The following is an 18,555-nucleotide window of genomic DNA, read 5'->3' on the forward strand; positions in this document are numbered from 1 at the left end:
ATAGCGCAAAGAAACAGCCCCGCGATTGGTGCCGGTCGCGGGGCTGATTGGTTTCTAGTGGCTGTGCGGGCAGTTGGCGCAGCAACCGCTCGTGGCGCTTGTGCTGGAGCCGCCGCTTCGCTGGTCGGTGTTGTAGAAACCGCTGCCCTCAAATTTAATGCTGCTGGCCGAGAACGTTTTGGCCGCCGGGGCACCGCAGCTCGGGCACACGACCTCGGGAGTCTCGGACATGGGATGCTCAACCTCAAACACGTTGCCGCAGCTCGAGCACTTGTAATCGTAGCGCGCCATAATACTTCCTTTTCAGCACAAAGCGGGCAGATTACTCTGCCCGCAAAAATTCAAACGTCTGTAACTGTACCCTATATCGGGCGTTTTATCACGCTTCGCCCCAGAATCTATGCGTGTTGCGCAGGAGCTGTGCGGTTTTGCCCTCAGCGGCCGCAACGTCGGCCTCGTCAGCCTGCCAGGTCCAGTTGCCCGTGGCCACGCCCGGTACGTTCATGCGCGTGTCGTCGCCAAGCCCCAGCACGTCCTGCAGCGGCATCATCACCAGGGGAGCGTCGCTTGTCAGGGCGTTGCCCATGAGCTCGCTTGCCAATGCAATGCCGCTCGGTTCGTCGCCACCCGCAAAGGAGCGCGTGCACCAGCCGGCAAGCGTCGACGTGTCGTGCGTCGAGGTATACAGGATCTTTCCTGGCGTAGGGTGCACGCCGCAACGGACGTCGTAGTCGCCAAACTCCAGCACGTCCATGCCGGGGAAGCCGCAGGTCGAGGCCATGGCGCGAACGCCGGGCGTCAAATAGCCCAGGTCCTCGGCAATAAAGTTGAGCGGACCCAGCTCGTCATAGGCGGTCTGAAACAGGTCCTTGCCCGGTCCCGCCAGCCAGCGACCTTCGGCGCAAGCCTTGCCAGCGGGGATACTGAAGTAGCTGTGGAAGCCCAAGAAGTGATCCAGACGCACGCGGTCGTAAAGTGAGAACGCACGACGTAGGCGATCCATCCACCAGCTATAGCCGTTCTGCTTCATGTGGTCCCAGCGGAACGTCGGGTTGCCCCACACCTGACCCTCGGGCGCAAAGTTGTCGGGCGGCGCACCGGAGATCTCGATTGCCTTGCCGGTATCGGATAGCCAGAAGTTCTCGGGTTCGCTCCACGCATCTGCCGAATCGTCGGACACGTACATAGGAATATCGCCGATGACCTCGATGCCCTTCTTGTGCGCGTAGTTCATGAGCTCGCACCAGGCTAGGTCAAAGCGGTACTGCATGTACGCCTGAAGCTCGGCCTCGTCGTGGAAGCGCTTGTCGTCAATCAGGTGCTCGTTGTAGCGCGCAACATCTGCCGGCCAATCGTGGCGCGACTCGCCCTCAAAGTATTTCTTGACGGCCATGTAGACGCAGTACTTCTCGAGCCAATCGGCATTGCGATGTTTAAACGCGGTGTACAGCGGATCGGCATCCTCGCCGCCACGGGCCTTCCAAGTTTCAAAGTCGGCCGCCAGCTCCTCGTGGCTTTCGGGCAGCAGGTCGATATTACCTGCAAAGGCCGAAGGACCGGCGTAAGGGGAGCGGAAGAAGTCCGTCGGGTTGACAGGCAGGACCTGCCAGTAGCGCATGCCCATAGCGGCCAGATGGTCGATAAAGCGACGCGTGGGTGCGCCGATCGTACCGGGCTTGCCGTCATCGGTCGGTACCGAGGTGATATGGCACACAACGCCCGCGCCGTGATCGAGCGGCTCCTGCAGGCGCTGCTCGGCATGGTGATAGATGATCGACGAGCCCAGCGGATACAAATCGAGCGTGACCGTGCCGTTGTGGATCTCGCACTCGTGACCGCTGATCACGTCACTCGCGCATTCGTCGAGCGCCGGAATCGTCACGCGGTGCGAATTGCGCAGACTACGGTTAATGATAACCGTCGCGGACTCGCCATCCCTGCCCGTGCGGTTGTATGCCAGCACCTCGTCGTTGAGCGCGAAGGCCTTGATCTCGCCGTCGATCATAAACGGCAGTGCGCGGCGTACGGCGGAGGCGTTTTTGACAATAGCCAGCGTGTCGAAGTCGTGCAGTTGGTCCTTGGTCGGCAGGGTGCGGCGGTTGCCCGGATCGGTTAGACCCTCCAGGCCGTATTCGTCGCCGTAGTAGATCGAAGGCACGCCGGGGAAGGTCATCTGCATGAGCGTGGCGAGCCAAAAACGGCTCTTGGCCAGGCCCATCGAGTTCTCGTCCAGGCGCCATTTGCTGCGCTCGCACTCGGGCAGCTGCGACTCGTCGGGGCCGCCGCCGAGCACCGAGATAATGCGCGGACGGTCGTGGCTCGAAAGCAGATTAAGTGCGCAGGACAGGGCCTCACGGGGATAGTTCTCGCGCAGGGTTTCGATTTCCTCGGCTGCCTGGTAGGCGTTCTTGTAGCCCATCAAAAAGCCGATGACCATGTCGCGGAAGGGGTAATCCATAGCAGAGTCCAACTCGGAGCCCTGTAGGTAGCGACGCAGATGGCCGTAGCTGATCTTGTTGGAGGCGTCTTCCCAGACTTCGCCGAGCAACAGTGCATCAGGCTTCTCGGCAAGTACGGCCTTCTTGATCTCGGCCAGGAAGTCGTCGGAAAGCTCGTCAGCGACGTCCAGGCGCCAGCCATGAGCGCCGGCACGTAGCCATTTACGAATCACGCCGTCCTTGCCCAGAAGCTTCTCGCGCACCAGCTCAGAATTCTCGTTGATGGCGGGCATGTTGCCCACGCCCCACCAGCAGTCGTACGAGCCGTCCTCGTGGAAATAAAACGCATCGCGCCACGGCGAATCCTCGCTCTGCCAGGCGCCCATGCCGGGGTAGTTGCCATAGCGGTTGAAATAGATGGAGTCGTCGCCCGTGTGGTTGAAGACGCCGTCCAGGATGATGGAGATGCCCAGCTTCTCGGCCGCCTCGCACAGCTCCGTAAAGTCCTGCTCGGTGCCCAGGATTGGGTCGATTTTGGTGTAGTCGGCCGTGTCGTAGCGGTGGTTGCTCGCGGCTTCAAAGATGGGGTTGAGGTAGATGGCCGTAAAGCCCAGCTCCGCGATGCGGGGCAGGTCATTTTGGATACCCTTGAGCGAGCCGCCGTAGAAGTCCCAGGTCTTGATGGAGCCGTCCTCGGCGCGCTCGTATACGGGCGGCTCGTTCCAGTCCTCGATCATGCGGCGCTGGATTCCGTTGCGCGGTTTTTCGACCTCGGCCAGCGTGCGCTCGCGCCAGTTTTCGTCACGAGCGTAGCGGTCAGGGAAGATCTGGTAGACCATGCCCTGCTCGTACCAAGCGGGGCGGTTCTCGCGGTGCTTATAGACGGTAATCTGGAAGGACGGCACCTCGGCGTAGTCGTAAGTTACGCCCTCGCCACCGGTGCGACCCTGCGGTGCGCCCAAGCGGACCTCGGGCTGGCCCTCGATATTGCAGATAAAGCTGTACCAGATAAGACAGGGCTCGGTGCATTTGAGCTCGCCGGTAAAAATGCCATCGCCTTCGTGCTCCATTGGGATCAGGGTCTCGCCGACCTCATCGACCCAGATGCGCAGCGTAAGCGTTGCCTGGTTGGGATCGGCATCCTCCAAAATCACCGAGAGTGCAACGGAAGTTCCAGTGGTCACAGCGCCAAACGGAGTGCGAAACTGCGGTAGACGGCTGTTGTGTATCAATCTCATAGTACGGTCCAGTTCAATAGAATCATGGCCTGCGGGCCATGGGTTTTACGCACAGGATGTAAGTATATCTTTTGTACACAGGCTGTATAAACAACATCCGTTTACCATCGGCGAACGGTTGTCCTAGAAAATCGTTTTACCAACTATCAACAGAGAAGGGGCGCCCGGTTGGAGCGCCCCTTGCTTAGGGTTTGATGAGGTTTTGGATCGTCTGGATTAGCGGCGCTTGCGGGTGGCTGTTGCCTTGCGGACGGAGGTCTTCTTGGTCGGAGCCTTTTCCTCGGCCGAAGCGGCGGGGGAGACCGGGGCCTCCTTGACAGGCTCGGCCTTTGCCGTAGCCTTCGGAGCGGTCTTGACCTCAGCGGGCTTCGGTGCCGGCTTGGCCTTTACTGTGGGCTTGTCCTCGGCCTTGGCCTCTGCCTTGGGAGCAGCAGCCTTGGTCGTGGACTTCTTGGCCGTCGTCGTTGCGCGCTTGAGCGTGGTGGTCTTGGCGGTCGGCTTGGCCTCGACAGCTGCCTCGGCCTTGGGCTCGGCGGGTGTCCCCTCGACTTTGGCGGCCGGCTTTGTGGCTGCCTTGGTTGTGGCGGCCTTCGTGGTCGTCGATTTCGTTGTTGTGATCTTCTTGGCAGCTGTTGCCTTCTTGGCGGTCGCAGTCGTCTTCTTGGTAGCGGCCTTGGCCGGTGCCTTTGCCGCAGCCTTAGCCTCGACGGCGTCGGCCTTTACCTCGGGAGCAGCCTCGGCTTCGGCGGCCTTCTTGGCAGCTGCGGTGGTGCGCTTGCGCGAGGTCGTTGTCTTGACAGCGGTGGTCTTGCTCGCAGCGGCCTTCGTGGTCGTGGCCTTCTTGGCCGTCGTCTTACGCGTCGTGGTCTTCTTGGCCGCAGGCTTCGCGGCGGGTTTCACCTCAGGCTCGGGCTCGGGAGTAGCCTCAGCCTTCACCTCAGGCTCGGCCTTAACGGGGTCAGCTTCATCTGGCTTCTCTTCAGCCTTGGGTTCCTCGACAGCCGCAGCCTCAACCACGGGTGCCGGCCTCTCAATCTCCGGATGCATAAAGAAATACAGGCCCAGATACTTGTCGGCCGAGCGCGTCCAGCTAAAGTCCTGGCTCATGGCCTGCGTTACCAGCTGGTTCCAGGCGTCGCGGTTATCCCAGAACAGACGCGCCGCGCGGAACACGGCGTCACCCATCTCGTCGCCGTTAAAGTTACTAAACGAGAAGCCCGTACCCTCGCCGGTAAACTCGTTGTACGGGATCACAGTGTCCTTCAGGCCACCGGTCTCGCGCACGATGGGCAGGGTACCGTAGCGCATCGCGATGATCTGCGACAGGCCGCAGGGCTCAAACTTCGAAGGCATTAGGAACATGTCGGCGGCGGCATACATGCGCTGCGACAGCGCGGGATCGAACTCGATGCGCGCGGCCATGGTGCCGGGGTACTTGTCCTGGAAGTAGCGCAGGCCGTCCTCGTAGTCGCGGTCACCGGTGCCCAGCACGGCCAACTGCACGCCGCCGGCCAGAATGCGGTCGAGCGCGTACATGACCAGGTCCATGCCCTTTTGGCGCGTCAGGCGCGTGACCATCACCATGAGCGGGCGGTCGTCGCGAACCTCGAGCCCCAGTTCCTCCTGCAGCTTTGCCTTGCATACGGCTTTGCCGGAACGGTCCTCCACGGTGTAGTTGGCGGCAATGCGCTTGTCGGTCGCCGGGTCAAAGCCCGCCACGTCAATGCCATTCAAAATGCCCTGCAGCGCGTACGAGCGCTCGCGCAGCACGCCGTCCAGGCCCTCGCCAAACTCGGGCGTCTGGATTTCGTTGGCATAGGTGGGGCTCACTGTGGTGATGGCGTCGGCATAGCGCAGCGCGCCCAGCATATAGTTGACGCTGCATGCGTCGCAACGCAGCTGCGAGGCAGCAGCGGGAATATGCGCCACACCCAGGATGTCCTCCATCACGGTGTCGCTAAACTGGCCCTGGAACGCCACGTTGTGGATCGAGAACACGGTCTTGACGCGGTCATACAGCGGCAGGCCCTGGTAGAACTCGCGCAAGAACACGGGCGCTAGTGCCGTCTGCCAGTCGTTGCAGTGCAGGATGTCGCACTCAAAGCCGGCCGGCAGGTGCTGCAGGCTCTCGGTGATGGCCTTGGAGAAGAACGCAAACCGCTCGCCGTCGTCAAAGAAGCCGTACGGATAGTCGCGCGCAAAGTAGCGTTCGTTGTCGATGAACATATAAGTGACGCCGTCGTGCTCGAGCTTCTCGAGCCCGCAGTACTCGTTGCGCCAGCCCAGGCTCACGTAAAAGTCGGAGAAGTGCTCCATCTGCGCCTTGTACTCGTCCTTGATGGTGGCGTACTTGGGCACCATCACGATAACTTCGGCGCCGGCGCGCACAAGCGCCGCGGGCAGCGAGCCCGCCACGTCGCCCAGGCCACCGGTCTTCACAAACGGTGCGCACTCGGCCGAGGCAAACACGATCTGCATCTTTTTGCTGGAATCAGCCATATTGTCTCCCATGTTGCAATTCGAGAATAGCCGCCTGGCGCTAACCGGGCGGCTATTCTACATGTTACGAGCGATGTTGCGGTGCCAACGTTAACGTACGATGGTGGTGTCGGAAGTTAACGGAGCCTTGCCCAGCACCAGGATGTTCTCGGGCGTGCCGCGAAGCTCGGTGTTGGTGGGAACCACGTTGTTCTTGTCCAGGATGGCGTTCTCGACGCGTGCGCCGCTCTTGATGATGCAGCTCTGGTTAATGATCGAGTTGGTCACCGAGGCGCCTTCCTCAACCACGACGCCGCGCGACAAGATCGAGTTGCGCACGGTGCCCTTGATGATGCAGCCGGCCGAAATGATCGAGTTGCAGGCGTGGCTGCCGGTCGCATAGCGCGAAGGCGGCACGTCGTGAGCCTTGGTCAGGATCGGGCGCTCGGGATCGAAGAGCTGGTCGGCCACGGTCTGGTCGAGCAGGTCCATGCTGCGGCGATACAGCGATTTCTCGCTAAATACGCCCACGACCTCGCCCTTGTACTCGTAGCTGCACACGTCGATGTTGCCAAAGTCGCCCTGGAGTGCCTCGAGCAGGTCCAGATAGTCGGCGGCCTGGTAGTGGTCGATGATCTCGAGCAGCGTCTCGCGGTTGACGATGCAGCAATCCATAGACGCGTTGTCGCCGTACACGACGCCGGCGCTCACGCCCGTCAGGCGGCCGTTCTCGTTAATCTCGAGCTTGGTCTCGTCATCGACGTTGCGCGTGGCCTTGCAGTACACCACGGTCATCTGGGCACCGGAGTTCTCGTGCGCCTCGATGATGGTGTTGAGGTCCATGTTAAAGATGATGTTGGTGCCCATCATCACGACATAGGGCTTCTCCGAGCGCTGGAACAGCGTCTTGTTGGAGATGATGTCGCGCAGCAGGAAGCGCATGCCGCCCTTGGTGGTGCCATACGCGTTGCCGGGCACCATGAACAGGCCGCCCTTCTTGCGGTCCAGGCCCCAGTCCTTGCCAGAGCCCACGTGGTCGATCAGCGAGCGGTAGTTGCCCGGCATGACGACGCCGACGGTCTTAATGCCGGCATTCATCATGTTGGACAGCGGGAAGTCGATCAGGCGGTAGCGGCCCAAAAACGGAACGGACGCGATGGGGCGGTCCTTGAGCAGGACACTGCCGTAGGACGAAGAGTAGTTAGCGGTGATATAACCGATGGCCTTGCGATTGATCATCGGATCATTCCCCCTTCCCGATAACGACGTCATTTCCAACGACGGCCGTATCCTTGGTGGTATCGACAGAGCCGAGCTTCACGCCCTCTTCGACCGTGGAGTTCTCGCCCAAAATAGCGCGGCAGATGTGCGCGCCGCTCTTAACGTGCGCACCCGGCAGCAGCACGGAGTCCTCGACCACGGCGCGCTCCTCGATGATGACATCGGTCGAAAGGATCGAGTGGCGAGCGGTGCCGTAGATCTTGCAGCCATTGGAGACCAGGCAGTCGTCTAGGCGGCCGTCCGGGCCAATGTAGTGCGGCGGACGCGTGGTGATGTTGGACATGATGGGGAAGTTCTTGTCGAACAAATCGAACTCGGGGTTGTTGCCCAGCAGGTCCATCGAGGTCTCATGGAAGCTGGCGATGGTGCCGACGTCCTTCCAGAAGCCGTGGAACTCATAGCTGTACAGGCGCTTGTTCTCACCGAGCAGCTTGGGGATGATGTCCTTGCCAAAGTCGTGGCTCGAGCGCTGGTCCAGAGCGTCCTCCTCGAGCGCCTCGATCAGCACGTCGGCCGAGAAGATGTAGATGCCCATGGACGCGAGGTTCGAATCGGGCTTCTCGGGCTTCTCGGTGAACTTGGTGATGCGGCCGTCTTCGGGGTCGGTGGTCAGGATGCCAAAGCGGCTGGCCTCCTCCCACGGCACGGGCATAACGCTCACCGTGAGGTCGGCGTTGTTCTCAATGTGCGTCTTGAGCATCTTGCGGTAGTCCATGCGATACAGGTGATCGCCCGAAAGAATCAGGACGTACTTGGGGTCGTTGGCCTTGATGTAGTCCAGGTTCTGCGTAATGGCGTCGGCCGTGCCCGCATACCAGGCGCCGCCGGTCTGCGTCTCGTACGGCGGCAGGATCGACACGCCGCCGTCGCGGCTGTCCAGATCCCACGCCTCGCCGGAGCCCACGTAGGCATGCAGCAGGTAGGGACGGTACTGCGTCAGAACGCCCACCGTGTCGATGCCCGAGTTGGAGCAGTTGGACAGCGAAAAGTCGATAATGCGGAACTTGCCACCAAAGCTAACCGCCGGCTTGGCGATCTTTTGGGTGAGTGCCCCCAATCGGCTGCCCTGTCCTCCTGCGAGGAGCATCGCGATGCATTCTTTCTTACTCATCGATTTCTCCTTCTGTCATCGATGTTCCTAACCCATTAGCGACGGGCGCGGCGCTCTGTCACGCCCGTCGAGTAATGCCGTACGGCAAAGGGAGCTCGCGCGCCTTTACGCGTGCCAGATCTCGTCGCGGTACTCGCGAATGGTGCGGTCGCTCGAGAACCAGCCCGAGGAGGCGGTGTTGAGCAGGGCCTTGCGGTTCCAGGTCTCCTGGTCGCCGTAGCTGTTCGTGAGCTTCTCCCATGCATCAACGTAGCTGCGGAAGTCAGCCATGACCAGGTCGGGGTCGTTGTTGTTCATGAGCTCGTTGTAGATGCTCTCGAAGTTGCCCGAAAGACCCGCAAACGTGTTGTCCTTGAGCTCGTCCATCACGCGGCCCAGACGCTCGCGATCGTTGTTGAGGGTGTCCCACGCAAAGTAGCTATTCGACGCCCAGAGCTGCTCGACCTCGGGGGCGGTCAGGCCAAAGATGGCCTCGTTCTCGCGGCCGGCCAGGTCGGCGATCTCGATGTTGGCGCCGTCGAGGGTGCCCAGCGTAATGGCGCCGTTCATCATGAGCTTCATGTTGGACGTGCCCGAGGCCTCCTTGCCGGCCGTGGAGATCTGCTCCGAGATCTCGGCGGCGGGGTAGATGAGCTGGGCGTTGCTCACGCGGAAGTTGGGGATAAAGCAGACCTTCATGACCTCATTGACGCGGGCATCGTTGTTGATGACGTCGGCAACGGAGTTAATGAGGCGGATGGTCTCCTTGGCAAAGGTGTAGCTCGAGGCAGCCTTGCCACTAAAGATGAAGGTCGTCGGCGTCACGTGGAAGTTAGGATCGGCGATGCGGCGGTTGTAGATGTCCATCACCTTCATGATGTTCATGAGCTGGCGCTTATAGGCGTGGAAGCGCTTTACCTGGACATCGAAGACGGTGTTGGGGTCGATAACCAGACCGGTCTCGGCCTTGACGTAGGCGGCCAGGCGCTCCTTGTTAGCGCGCTTGGAGGCACCCACGGCCTTCAGGAACTCGGTGTCGTCCTTAAACTCCTTGAGTTTCTCAAGCTCAAAGGCGTCTTTGAGCCAGCCATCGCCAATGGCCTCGGTCACGAGCTTGGCGTAGGTGGGGTTGGCCTCGGCAAAGAAGCGACGGTGCGAGATGCCGTTGGTCTTGTTGTTGAACTTCTCGGGAGTCAGGGCATAGAAGTCCTTGAGCACGATGTTCTTAATGATGTCGGAGTGGATCTTGGCCACGCCGTTGACACTGTGGCTGCAGATCACAGACAGGTTGGCCATGCGAATCTCGCCGTCCCACAGGATGGCGGTCTGGCGCAGACGCTCCTGCCAGCCCTCCTGCGTGGTGTCGAACGACTCGTGCCAACGACGGCTGATCTCGTCGATGATCTGGTACACGCGGGGGAGGAGCTTGGAGAACGTGCCGATGGGCCACTTCTCCAGAGCCTCGGGCAGGATGGTGTGGTTGGTGTAGCTCACGACCTGCGTCACGATGTTCCAGGCGTCGTCCCACTCGAGCTTCTTCTCGTCGATGAGGATGCGCATGAGCTCGGGGCCGCACATGGCGGGGTGCGTGTCGTTGGTGTGGATGGCCACAAACTGCGGCAGCAGCTCCCAGTTCTCGCCGTGCTCCTTCTCAAAGGTGTCGAGCAGGCTGTAGATGCCGGCCGAGACAAACAGGTACTCCTGCTTCAGGCGCAGCAGACGGCCGTGCTCGCCGGCGTCGTTGGGGTAGAGGATGGCGCTGATGGCCTCGGCTTCGGCGCGCTCAGCATCGGCCAGGGCGTAGTCGCCGCGGTTGAAGGCCTCCAGGTCAAAGTGCTCCTCGACCGGCTCGGCAGCCCAGACGCGCAGCTTGTTGACGGTCTCGCCGGCATAGCCCACGACGGGGATGTCATAAGGGACGGCCAGGATATCCTGCGTGTCCACCGTGCGGTAAAACGTGCGGCCATCCTCCTCAAAGCCTTCGACGCGGCCGCCAAACTTGATGGTCACAGCCTTATCCTGACGACGGACCTCCCAGGGATAGCCGTGGGTAAGCCACTCGTCGGTGGCCTCGACCTGGCTGCCGTTGACGATCTCCTGCTTAAACAGGCCGTAGCGGTAGCGCATGCCGTTGCCGTAGCCGGCAATGCCCTCGGCTGCCATCGAATCCAGGAAGCATGCGGCCAGACGGCCCAGGCCACCGTTGCCCAGAGCCGGATCGGGCTCCTGGTTCTCGATGACGGACAGATCGAAGCCCATGTCGTCGAGCGCCTCGGCGACCATGTCGCGCACGCCAAAGTTGAGCAAGTAGTTGTCGAGCAGTCGGCCGATCAAAAACTCGATCGAGAAGTAGTACACGCGCTTCTTGCCCTCGGCGGTCACACGGGCGTCGCTCTTGGTGGCAACGGTGCGCGCCTTCTCGGCCACGAGCTTGGCCAGGGCGTTGAAGCGGTCCAGGTCGCTCGCGGCCCCGACGCTCTTGCCGCTGATGCTCATGACGGCATCGCGATAGAGCTCGGTAAACTCCTGCTTGTTGTCGAAGATCTTATTCATACGTTCCTTTCCCCCGGGGATGTTTCTCCCGGAACGGTTATGACTTGTATCCTACGCCTCGTCGGGGCGGGTAATTACAGCTGTAACGGTTTTGTTACGCATCCTTGGCAGACGGCTTAACAGAAGCAGACTTGGCCTTGGTAGCGGCCTTTTTGGTGGTTGTCTTTTTGGCCGTGGCGGGCTTGGTTGCCTTGGCCTTCGCCTTAGCCGGAGCCTTCTTGGCGGCCGCAGGCTTAGGCTTTACCGAGGACGTGCGCTTCTTAGACGCAGCCTTGGGCTCCTCAACCACCGGCGGTTTATAGCTGCTGGGACCGCGGCGCTTAAGCACCACGCCTGCCAGGCCGGGCACTTTCATCTCGATGGAGTCCATCTGCCCGTTCCGGGGATAGGGCTCGCTCGAGCAGGTATAGGGCTCCTCGCCGGCATAGCCGCTGCCGCCAAACTCAGGACGGTCAGAATCGAAGATGACCTCCCAGTCACCCTCGCGCGGCACGCCCACGCGGAAGCTCTCGTAGCTCGCCGGGTCAAAGTTGATCAGGATCACCAGGTCGTCATCGACGTCCTCGCCCTGGCGCACAAAGCTCACGATGGACTGCTTGGAGTTGTCCGCATCGATCCAGGTAAAGCCGTCGTCGGTGTAGCCGCGCTCATACAGGGCGGGCTCGGCGGTGTACAGGTGGTTGAGCGCCTTGATAAACGCCTGATGATGACGGTGGGTCTCATACTCCTCGGTCAGGAACCACTGGATGGACTCGTAATAGCGCCACTCAATAAACTGGCCGATCTCGTTGCCCATAAAGTTGAGCTTGGCGCCGGGGTGCGTCATCTGGTAGAAGGCCAGCGTGCGCAGACCGGCAAACTGGCGCCACCAGTCGCCCGGCATGCGGCCGATGAGCGAGCACTTGCCGTGGACGACCTCGTCGTGGCTCAGCGGGCAAATAAAGTTCTCGGTAAAGGCGTACATGATGGAGAACGTGAGTAGGCCGTGGTTGCCGGGGCGCCACGGAAAATCGGTCTGCATGTAGTGCAGAGTGTCGTTCATCCAGCCCATGTCCCACTTGTAGTGGAAGCCCAGGCCGCCGTCCTGCGGCGGGTAGGTCACGAGCGGCCACGCGGTGGACTCCTCGGCCATCATCATCACGTCAGGGTAGTGGGCCTCCACGGCGCAGTTGACCTGGCGGATAAACGCGCTGGCGTCCAAGTCCTCCTCGGTACCGTACTTATTGAACTTCTTTTGGCCGGGATCGTCGATGCCAAAGTTGAGGTACAGCATACTGGACACGCCGTCCATGCGAATGCCGTCAACGTGGAAGTTCTCGAGCCAATACAGCACGTTGGAGACCAGGAAGGAGCGGACCTCGCCGCGCGCGAAGTCAAACTTGTGCGTGCCCCAGTTGGGGTGAATCTCGTGCTCAAACAACATGTGGCCGTTAAAGGTGGCAAGGCCGTGGGAGTCGGCGCAAAAACCGCCGGGCACCCAGTCCATGATCACGCCGATGCCTGCCTCGTGGCACGCATCGATAAAGTGCATGAGCTGCTGCGGGTTGCCGTAGCGCGACGTGGCGGCATAGTAGCCGGTCGTCTGGTAGCCCCAGGAGCCGTCAAAAGGATGCTCCATAAGCGGCATGACCTCGATATGCGTGTAGCCCATGTCGCGCACGTAGTCCACGAGCTCCACCGACAGGTCGTCGTAGGTGTAGAACTCGCCGCGCTGCGCGGGGAAGGGGTCCATGGGGCCGGGGTAGTTGCCGTATTCATCCGGCTCGCCCTGCGGGGCGTCGCCGTGGCGCTTCCACGAGCCAATATGCACCTCGTAGATGTTGAGCGGCTGCGACATGTGGTTGTGGCCGGCGCGACGCTTGAGCCACGCGGTGTCGTTCCACTTATAGCCATCGAGGGTCCACAGCACGCTGGCGGTACCCGGAGGGCACTCAGCCTTAAAGGCGTACGGATCGGCCTTGTAGAGCTTCTCGCCCTCGTTGGTCTCGATGAGATATTTATACAGCTGGCCCTGCTCGGCACCAGGAATAAAGCCTTCCCAGATAGCGCTCGTATGCACGGGCACCAGCGGGTTGGCTTCTTCATCCCAGTCGTTAAATTCGCCAATGACATGCACGCTCTTTACATCGGGCGCCCAAACGCAAAAGCGCCAGCCGCGCGTACGGTTCTGCGTGTCGGGGTGCGCGCCCATCTTTTCCCAGCTGCGCTCCCACGTGCCGATGCCAAACAGGTAGACATCGTCCTTGGAGAGTTCCGGTGCGTGCGGGGCGGCTTTACGGGTAGCGGGCTTTTTAGTTGCTGGCTTTAGCTTTGTATCGCTCACGTTTGATCCCATCATGACGCGGCAGCGTGTTGCCTTGGTGACTAGATGCGAAAGGTCCAAGGCTGCACGAATCGAAGGGACGGCGATAGTTCTATGATTCGTTCCACCTCGCGTGCTCGGTGGAACTTTCGGCAGAAACTACGATAACACCTGTACGTTACTTTTATGAAGGAAAGTGGTTTTTGGGCGGCGTTTAATCGGTAAGCGCCATGTTTAGACCACTGGCAGAATTGCGATGGTAAAACTCTTGACAGTTTTACCAATAAGGGTTTTTTGATTGTTGGTTTGACGTTTGGTAAAACGTTTTTAGCAGGTTGTTTACCATTTGACATCGAAAGGTACATTTATGTCCCAGACCGCCGCTCCCAATGTCGCTTTTATTTTCGATTGCGACGGCACACTGGTTAATAGCGCCCCCGTTTGGGCCTATGCCCAGCCCGAGTTATTGCACCGCCACGGAGTTGACGTGACGGTCGACGATTTTGCCCAGTTTGAGCATCTTTCGCTGGAGGACGAATGCCAGGCCTACCACGACACCTGGGGCATTGGCGAGAATGGCGAGGAGCTGTATCGCGAGCTGAGCGACATTTTGATCGATGTCTACTCCAGGGTGCCGCCGCGCGAGGGGCTTCTGGCATTTTTGGAGCAGGCGAAGGCGGCGGGCATTGTCATGTGCGTTGCCACGTCCACGCCGGCCGAGTTGGTTAAGTCTGCGCTTGCGGGCGCCGGGCTCGATGCCTACATGGAGTTTGTGACCACCACGGGCGAGGCGGGACGTTCCAAACAGTTCCCCGACGTATACGAGCTGGCGCTTCGCCGTCTGGAGGGGCGCCATGGGCACAAGTTTGAGCGCTCATGGGTGTTTGAGGACGCCGTCTTTGGCCTAAAGAGCTCTGGCTCCGCCGGCTTTAAGCGCGTGGGTATCTATGACCCGCATGGCCGTATGGAGCGCGACGATGTGCGCGCCAACTGCGATATCTTTATCGACTGCTACGAGGAGCTGGATCTGGCCCGCGTGCTTGCGTTTGAGGGATAGGCGAGGGCTGTGGCTTGTAAGGTATTAGTGGTCTGTGGCTCGCCCGTGGTTGCGAGCGCGGATCTGTTGCGTAGGCTAGCAGGGGAGTGCGACCACATTGTCGCCGTGGACCGCGGACTTGATGCGCTACTGGGCGCTGGCCTGAGCTGCGACGTCTATGTGGGGGATGCCGACACGGTGAGCGATGCGGGCCGCGCGTTGGTCGATGCCGCCGAAGCCTTTGAAGTAGAGCGCCACGACCCGTACAAGGACTATACCGATCTGGCGCTGGCGCTCGACTCCGTCCGCCGTCGCTGGACGGGTGCCGAAGTGGTTGCGACCTGCGCCACCGGTGGCCGCCCGGATATGGCCCTAAGCGTCCTAGGCTTACTAGCCAACTACAAAGACGCCCCCGTCTGGATTGCCGAGGACGAGATCACGGCCCGCATTCTGCATGAAGGCGAATCGTGGACCATCGAGGGCGTCGTGGACAAGACGTTCTCTATCATTGCTATAGCCCCTGGGACGGTGGTAAGCGAACGCGGCCTAGAGTGGGAGCTAGATCACGCTTCGTTAGGTCTACTAGCCGACACGGGCATCAGCAACGTCGTTAGGTCAACAGCCACGATCCAAGTCCACACCGGCACCGCCATCGCTTACTTATATCAATGGGCATTTGGAGTCTGACCCAAAAAAGTCCTTGCACGTCGCGTCAACTTCCCCTATAGTATCTACTCGTCACGGGGGCGTAGCTCAGCTGGGAGAGCGCTTGACTGGCAGTCAAGAGGTCAGGGGTTCGATCCCCCTCGTCTCCACCATTGTGAATGCAAAGGTCTTCGGTATTCCGAAGACCTTTTTTCATGCGAAAACGTCATACGCCACAAACCCCACCTACGCCAACAAAAAGTTGCACAATTTATTTCCCATGTCTGTACATAGTTTGTTATCCAAACGCGATTACCAGTGTAGCTCGCTGCTCCAGTTGGGCTTCAGGAACGCTCCCAATTATTGCCAACGCCCCAATAACCTGCATCAACGTGAACAACATCCCAAAACAACCCCCTTAAGCACGCTAAATGAACGATATGTTGTTCGCCACAAGCCAAATCAGTTTCGCTACCAGCTTGTGCTAGGATACCTAACGTTACATGAGTTCAACTGTGCTCACGGCTCCAGCAAGCCACAAAGCGCAGGGTCGATCAGCATCCGGCCGTAACGGCGGTGTCAGAAAAACCACGAGCTCCAATAAAGAAGTCATGCGACGTTGTTTATTTGTATTGAGTTAATTCACAGGTGCAAATAATTAATAGATTGCATGGCAAAACGTAGCAGTCCTTCAGCTGTTTGCGTGCGGTCCAGTTTTGAAATCACTTGACCGGATCGCACGCAGTCAGCTGGGGACGCGGTCATTTTGCGATACACGTCCGCGTCTCTAGCAACTGCTTTTATACATACCGTTCACGGTGGGGCAGAGCCACGTGCTTGTCTAACTGGGCTCAGGGTTTGAATATGGAGCGCCTTCGCGCATGAGCGCCCTGGCGAAGCCATACCCAAATCCCGTGAGCCACACGTAAGACAGCAAGGGGGGTGGTGCTCGTGTGGTATGTGATCCAGGTCACTAATGGTCGCGAAGACGTAATGCGCGAGCGCATCGAGCGCGTGGTGCCGGCGAGTGCCATGCAAGAGCTCTTTTATCCCCAATATCAAACCGAGATTAAGATACACGGCGAATGGGTCAATACGACCAAGCCACTCTTTCCCGGTTACCTTATCTGCGACACGGCAGATCCCCGCACCGTGCAACAGTATCTGCTGCGCATGGACGACTTTGCCCGGGTGTTATCCCAGGACGGTCAGTTTGTGCCGCTGGCAAAAGAAGAGACCCAGCTCATTGGCAGTTTTACCAATAGAGGAGACCGCGTAGTGCCCATGAGCGAGGCCTTAAAAGACGGCGACCAGGTCGTAGTGACGGCAGGTCCACTGTTGGGCCACGAAGGCCTTATCAAAACCATTAACAGACGCAAGAGCACTGCCTATTTGGAGCTCGACCTGTGTGGCCGACGCGTAACTACGCGCGTTGGCCTCGCGGTGCTTTCAAACGAGCAGCGCGTCATGCGAAACCTTAAAAAGGCGATTGCCTAGCTGCTGGCGACTGCTTAACGGGACAGGGAGGATCCCCGGGGGCGGGGACGTAGGTTTGAAGTAAATTATGATAGATAAAACGGAATATAGCGGTGCCGCAGCTGTTGGAGCTAAGCCAGCTACTTTAGTAATTAAGCCGAGCGGTACATTGGCTTATCGATTTGTTAAGCGACTTTTCGATTTTGTATTTAGCCTTTGCGTGAGTGTTGTGCTCTTCATTCCCATTGTGGTCGTGTGTGCGTTCATCTGTCTTGAGTCCTCTGGCAGCCCTGTTTACTCGCAGGAGCGTGTTGGCAAGGGCGGTAAGACCATCAAGATCCTTAAGCTTCGCAGCATGGTTGCGGATGCCGGCAACGTCCAGAAGTATCTGAGTCCTGAGCAGCTGCATCAGTGGGAAGTCGAGCGCAAGGTCGACGATGATCCCCGTATTACCAAAGTCGGGCAGTTCATCCGCAAGTGCTCCATTGATGAGATGCCGCAGTTCCTGAACGTGCTGAACGGCGACCTTTCCGTCATCGGTCCGCGTCCCATAACAAGAGACGAACTTGAACAGCACTTTTCCGATGAGGAAAAGGCTGAGCTGCTCTCTGTCCAGCCCGGTATTACGGGCCTGTGGCAGGCCACCGACCGTAACGCTGCAACGTTCGAGAGCGGCTTGCGCCAGAAGATTGAGCTTCATTACGTGCGGAACAGGTGTTTCAGCATTGACTGGAAATGCTTTACCGGCACTTTCGGTGCAATGTTTGGGAAGGGAGCTACAGGTAAATGAGGATTCTCTACTTCACTCAATTTTTTAGTCCAGAGAATATTGCTGCCGCCTTCAGAGCCAAGGATCACTCTGATATTTGGTCAGATTCTGGCCATGACGTTACTGTTTTTACGGGTTGGCCTAATTATCCCACAGGAAGACTCTATGACGGTTATGACATGGTTCCCCTGCGAGAAGAACGAATGGGGCGTATTCGCGTCTTTCGTTCAGCTTCAAAGATTCAGCCTAACACTAGCTTTAAGAAGCGAATCGAGTCTGGAATTAGCTTCATCCTGGGCGGGCTCAAAAACCTACGTACTGGATCTCCGGTTGGCACGGATTATGACGTGGTTCTTGTCACAAGCGGCACGGTATTCTCCGCTTGGCTTGGTGTGCATTATGCCAAGAAGCATCGCCTTCCTCTGGTCATCGAGTTTCGCGATCTGACCTACAAGCAGATGATGGCGACGGGGAACAAGGGCGCGAAGGCTGCTGCTATGAAGGCGCTTGAGCTTTCCTTCTGTAGAGTCGCCGATCACGTGGTTGTACTTACCGACGGCTTCAAGAAAGACCTTTCTGCGGAAGGCGTCTCTTCGGAAATGATATCGGTCGTGCCCAATGGCGCGGATGTTGTTCCTTGTGAGCATGAATGGCATCGCCCGCTTCGCTTGGGTTACTTCGGGACCATGGGGCTGTCCCAAAACGTGCCGGAAACAGTCGAATATGTAAAGCGACTCGCGGAGAAGGGCTTTGTTTCAAGCTATGAGTTGATTGGCGAGGGTGCAGCCCGTGCTGAGATCGAGCGAATGATGGATGCTGGCAAGCTCGACTTTCTCGGCTTGGAGCACGGCATTCCCATGTCGGAGCTCGAGGCACGGTATGCGAGAGTCGACATGACCGTAGTTTCTCTCCAAAAAAGTGATCAATTCGCGGGAACCATCCCATCAAAGATATTCCAGTCATTCGCGCGCGGCGTCCCCGTGTTGTTCATCGGACCCGAAGGAGATGCGTCCGAACTCGTGCGCAGAAGCGGTGCGGGCGTAGTCCTGTGCGACTCGGCGGAGGAAGACATTCGCCATTTGGTGGGTTTCGCCTCGAAAGAAGACCTTGTTGACGAGCTTAACCGAATGAGCAAATCCGCCGTCGAATTCATGGCACGCGAGTTCTCGCGAAAGATCATGGCTGAAAAGATGACCCGCATCCTGTCCGATGCCGTCAAACAAGGTTCAAGAAACTGAAAGGAAAACAC

At 59.1% G+C, this 18,555-nt stretch carries 12 protein-coding genes and 1 tRNA gene; 6 read left to right on the plus strand and 7 right to left on the minus strand.

Annotated elements, in window-relative coordinates; translation table 11 throughout:
• Window positions 1-54 precede the first annotated feature (54 nt).
• The 7 genes from DW943_RS00465 to glgB form a co-directional block, all read right to left on the minus strand.
• Window positions 55-291: an FmdB family zinc ribbon protein gene (locus tag DW943_RS00465; protein WP_117861871.1), complete on the minus strand. Its 237-nt coding sequence runs from the start codon at window positions 289-291 to the stop codon at window positions 55-57.
• Between the two features lie 88 nt (window positions 292-379).
• Window positions 380-3,676 carry a 4-alpha-glucanotransferase gene (locus tag DW943_RS00470; RefSeq protein ID WP_117861872.1) on the minus strand — a complete coding sequence of 1,099 codons (3,297 nt, stop codon included), beginning with the start codon at window positions 3,674-3,676 and terminating at the stop codon, window positions 380-382.
• A 216-nt stretch (window positions 3,677-3,892) separates the two neighbouring features.
• On the minus strand, window positions 3,893-6,175 hold the full coding sequence (glgA, locus tag DW943_RS00475; RefSeq protein WP_199572703.1) for a glycogen synthase GlgA: 2,283 nt from the start codon (window positions 6,173-6,175) through the stop codon (window positions 3,893-3,895).
• A gap of 90 nt (window positions 6,176-6,265) precedes the next feature.
• Complete coding sequence (gene glgD, locus DW943_RS00480; protein ID WP_117564079.1) at window positions 6,266-7,393, minus strand: glucose-1-phosphate adenylyltransferase subunit GlgD; 1,128 nt, start codon at window positions 7,391-7,393, stop codon at window positions 6,266-6,268.
• A 4-nt stretch (window positions 7,394-7,397) separates the two neighbouring features.
• Complete coding sequence (locus DW943_RS00485) at window positions 7,398-8,546, minus strand: glucose-1-phosphate adenylyltransferase (protein ID WP_035138263.1); 1,149 nt, start codon at window positions 8,544-8,546, stop codon at window positions 7,398-7,400.
• A gap of 105 nt (window positions 8,547-8,651) precedes the next feature.
• Window positions 8,652-11,078: a glycogen/starch/alpha-glucan phosphorylase gene (locus DW943_RS00490; RefSeq protein WP_117861873.1), complete on the minus strand. Its 2,427-nt coding sequence runs from the start codon at window positions 11,076-11,078 to the stop codon at window positions 8,652-8,654.
• Window positions 11,079-11,172: 94 nt separating this feature from the next.
• Window positions 11,173-13,416, minus strand: a complete 2,244-nt coding sequence (glgB, locus tag DW943_RS00495; RefSeq protein ID WP_117861874.1) for a 1,4-alpha-glucan branching protein GlgB — start codon at window positions 13,414-13,416, stop codon at window positions 11,173-11,175.
• Between the two features lie 331 nt (window positions 13,417-13,747).
• Here glgB and DW943_RS00500 point away from each other — a divergent pair, with 331 nt between their 5' ends.
• The 6 genes from DW943_RS00500 (at window position 13,748) to DW943_RS00525 (ending at window position 18,544) form a co-directional block, all read left to right on the plus strand.
• Window positions 13,748-14,437, plus strand: a complete 690-nt coding sequence (locus tag DW943_RS00500; protein ID WP_117861875.1) for an HAD family phosphatase — start codon at window positions 13,748-13,750, stop codon at window positions 14,435-14,437.
• A 9-nt stretch (window positions 14,438-14,446) separates the two neighbouring features.
• Window positions 14,447-15,103 (plus strand): thiamine diphosphokinase, encoded by a 657-nt coding sequence (locus tag DW943_RS00505; RefSeq protein WP_117861876.1) that lies wholly within the window; start codon window positions 14,447-14,449, stop codon window positions 15,101-15,103.
• A gap of 55 nt (window positions 15,104-15,158) precedes the next feature.
• Window positions 15,159-15,234: transfer RNA gene (locus tag DW943_RS00510), tRNA-Ala, on the plus strand.
• A gap of 772 nt (window positions 15,235-16,006) precedes the next feature.
• Window positions 16,007-16,558, plus strand: coding sequence for an antiterminator LoaP (gene loaP, locus DW943_RS00515; protein ID WP_233543538.1), 552 nt, complete (start codon window positions 16,007-16,009; stop codon window positions 16,556-16,558).
• Window positions 16,559-16,625: 67 nt separating this feature from the next.
• Window positions 16,626-17,327, plus strand: coding sequence for a sugar transferase (locus DW943_RS00520; protein ID WP_117861878.1), 702 nt, complete (start codon window positions 16,626-16,628; stop codon window positions 17,325-17,327).
• Complete coding sequence (locus DW943_RS00525; protein WP_117861879.1) at window positions 17,324-18,544, plus strand: glycosyltransferase family 4 protein; 1,221 nt, start codon at window positions 17,324-17,326, stop codon at window positions 18,542-18,544. The genes DW943_RS00520 and DW943_RS00525 overlap by 4 nt, the downstream gene beginning before the upstream one ends.
• The last annotated feature ends 11 nt before the right edge of the window (window positions 18,545-18,555 follow it).

The organism is Collinsella sp. AM44-11, from assembly GCF_003467145.1.
GTDB lineage: Bacteria > Actinomycetota > Coriobacteriia > Coriobacteriales > Coriobacteriaceae > Collinsella.